This window comes from Psychrobacter sp. CMS30 (genome assembly GCF_904846565.1).
GTDB classification, from domain to species: Bacteria; Pseudomonadota; Gammaproteobacteria; order Pseudomonadales; family Moraxellaceae; genus Psychrobacter; species Psychrobacter maritimus.
Genome location: NZ_CAJHBF010000042.1, coordinates 1 through 5,276 on the forward strand (window position 1 = coordinate 1; position 5,276 = coordinate 5,276).

General features: G+C 37.8%; 7 protein-coding genes. 3 read left to right on the top strand and 4 right to left on the bottom strand.

Features of this window, described 5'->3' with window-relative positions; all coding sequences use genetic code 11:
* Window positions 1-370: 370 nt before the first annotated feature.
* Both JMX94_RS13055 and JMX94_RS13060 read right to left on the bottom strand, forming a co-directional pair.
* The gene (locus tag JMX94_RS13055; protein ID WP_201565996.1) at window positions 371-730 is read right to left on the bottom strand and encodes a hypothetical protein; all 360 of its coding nucleotides are present in this window, start codon (window positions 728-730) and stop codon (window positions 371-373) included.
* 272 nt (window positions 731-1,002) lie between these two features.
* Window positions 1,003-1,812: a KilA-N domain-containing protein gene (locus JMX94_RS13060; protein WP_201565997.1), complete on the bottom strand. Its 810-nt coding sequence runs from the start codon at window positions 1,810-1,812 to the stop codon at window positions 1,003-1,005.
* Between the two features lie 210 nt (window positions 1,813-2,022).
* On the opposite strand from JMX94_RS13060, the gene JMX94_RS13065 reads away from it, so the two are divergent.
* The 3 genes from JMX94_RS13065 to JMX94_RS13075 are packed head-to-tail and all read left to right on the top strand — an operon-like array spanning window position 2,023 to window position 3,623.
* A complete protein-coding gene (locus JMX94_RS13065; protein WP_227673654.1) occupies window positions 2,023-2,256 on the top strand; it encodes a type II toxin-antitoxin system RelB/DinJ family antitoxin in 234 nt (77 codons plus the stop codon).
* A gap of 9 nt (window positions 2,257-2,265) precedes the next feature.
* Entirely contained in the window at window positions 2,266-2,586 is a 321-nt protein-coding gene (mobC, locus tag JMX94_RS13070) for a plasmid mobilization relaxosome protein MobC (RefSeq protein WP_201565998.1), read from the top strand.
* Window positions 2,583-3,623 (top strand): relaxase/mobilization nuclease domain-containing protein, encoded by a 1,041-nt coding sequence (locus tag JMX94_RS13075; RefSeq protein ID WP_201565999.1) that lies wholly within the window; start codon window positions 2,583-2,585, stop codon window positions 3,621-3,623. The genes mobC and JMX94_RS13075 overlap by 4 nt, the downstream gene beginning before the upstream one ends.
* 33 nt (window positions 3,624-3,656) lie before the next feature.
* On the opposite strand, the gene JMX94_RS13080 is transcribed toward JMX94_RS13075, so the two are convergent.
* Together JMX94_RS13080 and repM are read right to left on the bottom strand one after the other, a co-directional pair.
* Complete coding sequence (locus tag JMX94_RS13080) at window positions 3,657-4,307, bottom strand: tetratricopeptide repeat protein (RefSeq protein ID WP_201566001.1); 651 nt, start codon at window positions 4,305-4,307, stop codon at window positions 3,657-3,659.
* A gap of 82 nt (window positions 4,308-4,389) precedes the next feature.
* Window positions 4,390-5,274, bottom strand: a complete 885-nt coding sequence (repM, locus tag JMX94_RS13085; RefSeq protein WP_201566003.1) for a replication initiation protein RepM — start codon at window positions 5,272-5,274, stop codon at window positions 4,390-4,392.
* Window positions 5,275-5,276: the final 2 nt, after the last annotated feature.

Genomic DNA, 5,276 nt, shown 5'->3' on the forward strand with positions numbered 1-5,276 from the left:
CCAAGGTATAACTAGCTTCAATTAGTGCATTCCCTTTTACAACTAATTCAGACATCTCCATAACCACCACCTTATTAAGATAACCAGTATATTAGTGTATTTTAAATACAATAACAAATGATGTATTCGAAAACAGGGTAAACGTATTTATATAACAGGGTAAACGTATTTATATAACAGGGTAAACGTATTTATATAACAGGGTAAACGTATTTATATGAAGCCTCAAGCCTATATATATCGTGACTTACAGAGGACGTAAAAGCATTTAAAAGCTATTAAAAACATTAAAAGCTTTTTTACTAATGATTAATCATGAAGAATTAACAAACAACTACCTATATATTCACTAAGTTTCATTGTCTGCATACTAAATACGTGTCATGAACTGCATATTAAAATCTGAGTAACTAAGTAAGCCTTCTTTATTATCTTCTAACCATTCAGCAATATCCTTATTGGTCAGAGAATAGACGTAATCTTTAGGTTTAGCATATTTTAATAATTTCTGCTTACTGATAGTCCTACCCAAGAACTGAGCAATTTTTTGCGCTCTATAAGAATTTAATTGTCCCTTTAGTCCCTGATAACCTTTTATATCCCAAAAACCAAATCCTTCATAATCCCCACCTGTACCTTTTTCGAGTTCATCTAATAAATCAACTATCGCCATAGTTTCTTGTGAGCGAAGATAATTAACCTTTTTCATATTTTCAGATCTTTTATTCATACTATTGCCCATTCTTATGTAGGTATAGACAGTTACTATATCATAGGTACAGACATTGGTTTTTGTTGGGTATAGACAGTTGTATAAATATAGGTACAGACAATCATAGAAATTATAGGTATAGACAAACACTTAATATTTTCTAATATCTGTTAAGCCAGCAGTCACAAGAGGGGGCGTTTTTCGCTTCGCTACAACCTTACCTCTTGTGTGCTAGCAAAGGGGCTACCGCCCCCTTGACCCCCAACAACTCTAAACTATATTGTGAGTTCTTATTTTATTTTTTTAGGTGAGAAGGCATCTATTAGCTTATTTGTAGTAGAAGCGTCAATATGACCAGCGTTTTCTTTTTTAGTAAGATATGCAGGGAGCTTCTGTTTTTGATAGGTTTCTCTAAACCATTCTCTGAATATGGCTAACGCTGTATTAGGATAACACCATGCGTTTTTTATACCTGCGGCATGTTGCGGATAATATACAGGGTACTCATGTGGATAGTTAATCCTTTGTCCATGCTGTTGTTCTAGGTTGTTTGCTTTCCAATAAGCCGCCCATGTTAGCCCTACTGATATATCGGGTATGGTATGTTCATTCAAATCGACACCAGAGTTGATCATAGGAACAATCATACCTCCTATCTCATTAAACATACCAAAATAGCCTGCTGGGACGCTATCTTTAGTGAGGTCGATTCTGTCGTGAAAATGTTTCCAGCTCTGCAATTGTTTTTGTTGTTCATTGGTGCCTTGCAGCCATTCGCGTACAAATTTAGTGACTTGCACTGCAAATATGGGTGAGCACCATTGGGCTAAGTGTATTGCTACGTCTGGATGCACCCAAGTTCCTTGTAAGCTTGGGTTTCCCCCCTGTACTACTTCGATAAGGTCCGTTGCGGGAATTCCCGCAACGGACGAAAGTTCATTAACAAATTCCTTGGTATTCTGTAGCCTTCTATAATCATTAAATTTTTTATCGGCTGCTTGACACATAGCTGTAGCATTGACGTATCCATCAATTGAGCGTTGATAGATAGTTTCCCTACCTAATTCATGCGAGATTAAATCCAAATTGTACTGACTCATAAACACCTCTAAATATAATTAAAATAACTGTTATAAATGAACTTTAGTTTACTTATAACAGACTAAGATGATAACTGTTATTGTTTTTAGCTCTTTGTAACTGAGTATGATCGCAGCAATGGCACAGTTCAGCTACATTAATACTGTTTTTTGCATTGTGCACACAATTGGTTTACATTAACTTTACTAATGTACCCTACGGAGTTTGATATGACCACCACAAATTACAACATGAGAATTGATAAAGATCTAAAAGAAAAAGCGTTTTCAGTGTTTGAAAGTTACGGATTAACGCCATCCCAAGCAATAAAATTGTTTCTCAATCAGGTAGCAGATACTAATCAAGTGCCATTATCTTTTGATTATCAGTCAAGACTTAATGAGATTGATAAGCATACCAGTGCTTTGTTGGAAGAATTAGCCGCTACAAAAAGCAATAAGTAGGCTTTTAATATGACAAGTGATAGGTTTCCAAAACGTACTCGAGAAATAACTGTTCGAGTGAATGACAAAGAGTTAGCACAGCTAAAGGAGAGGCAGCAGGGTACAACAATGGCAAGATGGTTGCGTGATTTAGGGTTGGGTGTATCGCCAATCAAACAAGCTGATCCTGAGTTGGTTCGAGCATTGGGTCGTATTGGCTCAAACCTTAATCAAACCGCAAAACACGCAAATATAAACAAAGAACTTGATCAGAATGTGTTGAAAGAGATCGAGGTCATTAGGGGTCTAATCGGTCAATTGCTAGATGATAACTTGCGAGGTACGCCATGATCGTCAAGTTTTTTAGGAGAGGAAAGGGGTCAGGGGCAGGACCGCTTAATTATCTATTGGTTACTGAGGGTAAGCCTAGAGAAGGCGCAAAAGTGCTCTACGGCGATCCTAAGCTCACTGAGCAACTTATTAATGCCACACCTTATCAGCAAAAATATAAGTCAGGGGTGCTGTCTTTTACCGAGGATGCCATCCAATTTAGTGATGAACAGAAAAAAGATATCATGCAGCGTTTTGAGAATACGTTATTTACAGGGTTAGAACCTGATCAGTACGATATTTTGTGGGTAGAGCACAGTGACAAAGGCGGTCGCCTAGAGTTAAACTTTGTTATTCCTTGCCAAGAGCTAAGAAGTGGTAAGAGTTTGCAGCCATTCTATGCTCAGGCAGACTTAGTAAGGGTTAATGCTTTCAAAAACATCATCAATAAAGAGTATGAGCTGACTGACCCCAATGAACCACAGCGTAAGCGACTGATAAATCCTTATGTCACTGATGCGCCACGCCCAACACCGTATAACCCAAAGAAAAAGAAAAAAGAAGACAAGATTGTAGAAGATACTCCAAGTATTCAGGCGATAAAAGCTGATATTGACCGCCAAGCACTAGATAGTTTGAAGGAAGGAACGCTTAATAACCGTAGTAGTGTGATGGGTTTTCTACAAGGCTTGGGCTTTACGTTAGAACGAGTTAACGAAAAATCTATCAGTATCTCTCGTCCTGATCTGAAAAGAAATATCAGGCTAAAAGGTGCTATTTACGCAGATGGTTTTAAGGGTTTGAGCCAACGTCCAGAGATTATCGAAAGTATGCAGGAAGATTATGAAAGGGTGAGTGATTCTCGTGGCATTCGAGACTTAATGACATGGGAAAAGGGTATGGAGATCAAGAAGAAGTATCACCAACAACTTTATGGTGATATTAAAGCACCTCTGCCTTTAGAGCTTGGGAGCTCGGCTATTGTGCCTGATAATAAACTTCAGACTACAAAACTAAAGACAGAGACCCTAGTACGATCATACAGCTTGCAGCCATAATAGTTTACGTGAATTAATTACGCAGATAGTAATCTATTTTTTATTCATCATTCGATAAGCGTCGCAGCCCATCTGCTCTCCATTATCACAAGCTTTACCGAACCATTCTTTGGCGGTAGCCGAATTTTGACGTACTCCCCTGCCATTGTAATATATTACTCCAAGGGCATGCTGAGCACTAGAATACCCTTGGTTGGCAGATTTTTCATACCACTTAATCGCCTTAGGGTGGTCTTGACGTACACCTTTGCCTTCTTGATACAGTAATCCAAGATTATATTGAGCGTAACCATTACCTTGGTTGGCAGATTTTTCATACCACTTAATCGCCTTAGGGTAGTCTTGACGCACACCTTTGCCTTCTTGATACAGTAATCCAAGATTATATTGAGCATCAGAATACCCTTGGTTGGCAGATTTTTCATACCACTCAATCGCTTTAGAGTAGTCTTGACGTACACCTTTGCCTTCTTGATACAGTAATCCAAGATTATATTGAGATCCAGGCTTTCCTTTGTTTGCACCATCTTGAGTGGCTTTAAATTCAAATGCATTTCTATCAAATGTACTAGTACCCATACTATTGATTATTTCGCTTAATTCTTGATTTTCATAAATATTAGCAATACTGGTCTGCGTTATACCTATTCCTAATACCGTTAGAATTAAAAAGGTTTTTTTCATAATCTATCGCCTATTTTGACCAAAAAATAATAGCTTAATTAAAGCTTGTATGACTTCCATTAGCCCTGATAACCTCTTTTAATCAGTAAACATTAAAACCTAGTTTTTTAAGGTACGGTATATAAAAAACCTGCTTATCTTCATCCAGTAGCTCTGTCTCGATTCGTTCAGCAAATTGCTTATAATCCTCACGTTGCTTAGCTTTAGTAGATAATTCGTTCATTCTAGATAGCTTAGCAGCGAAAGCACTGCGCTGTTTATCTGTCATTTTCAACGATATAAGCATATCAGGTGTATCAGCATCCCTTTTTGACTCTGTAGCTTTCTGGGCTTTAGGTTTAACTACAAATGTGAAGGTAAATCCTGTAATGACACGACCTTGCTTATGTTGATTATATTTGACAGTTATATCAGTATTTTCATTAATTTGTTTAATAGCAGGCTCTAATACCCTGCTTTTAAAATTGCTCATCGTTTTGTATTGATTCAACTCAACACCCAACTGTTGCCTAAAGCTCTGTAACTCAAAAAATGGCGTTTTTGCTGTAGAACGCCATTTAATGATCAGCTCATATAATCGTATAGCATAACCGCTATCAAGCCCTGCTACTTGGGCAATTTCATAGCTAGTAAATTGCTCTTCCAGTCTCGTAATTAATGGCACAACATCAGCAGTAAATCGCATGTAGACAGTGCCTGTAGCCTTTTCATAACCGATCTTATCTACCCAGCGACAATGAAAAGACCTGTCATTACCATTTTTAGGGTTTTTATCGTGATAAGTTACATAGCGATCAAATAGCCCTTTGCTTGCATCCTTAAGAACCTGATATGAGTTCCCTTTATCAATACTGAACTGTTCAGCATAGGCATGAGCATGAACCCTTAACAAGCTACTATGGTCAATGCCATGTCCTGTCTCCCTTGCTTCCAATATTGCAAGTAGTATCAACCTTTGCTCAGCCAAGC

Coding starts and splice junctions, on each gene's coding strand:
- JMX94_RS13055 (WP_201565996.1), bottom strand. CDS start 730: ATGAATAAAAGATCTGAAAATATGAAAAAGGTTAATTATCTTCGCTCA.
- JMX94_RS13060 (WP_201565997.1), bottom strand. CDS start 1,812: ATGAGTCAGTACAATTTGGATTTAATCTCGCATGAATTAGGTAGGGAA.
- JMX94_RS13065 (WP_227673654.1), top strand. CDS start 2,023: ATGACCACCACAAATTACAACATGAGAATTGATAAAGATCTAAAAGAA.
- mobC (WP_201565998.1), top strand. CDS start 2,266: ATGACAAGTGATAGGTTTCCAAAACGTACTCGAGAAATAACTGTTCGA.
- JMX94_RS13075 (WP_201565999.1), top strand. CDS start 2,583: ATGATCGTCAAGTTTTTTAGGAGAGGAAAGGGGTCAGGGGCAGGACCG.
- JMX94_RS13080 (WP_201566001.1), bottom strand. CDS start 4,307: ATGAAAAAAACCTTTTTAATTCTAACGGTATTAGGAATAGGTATAACG.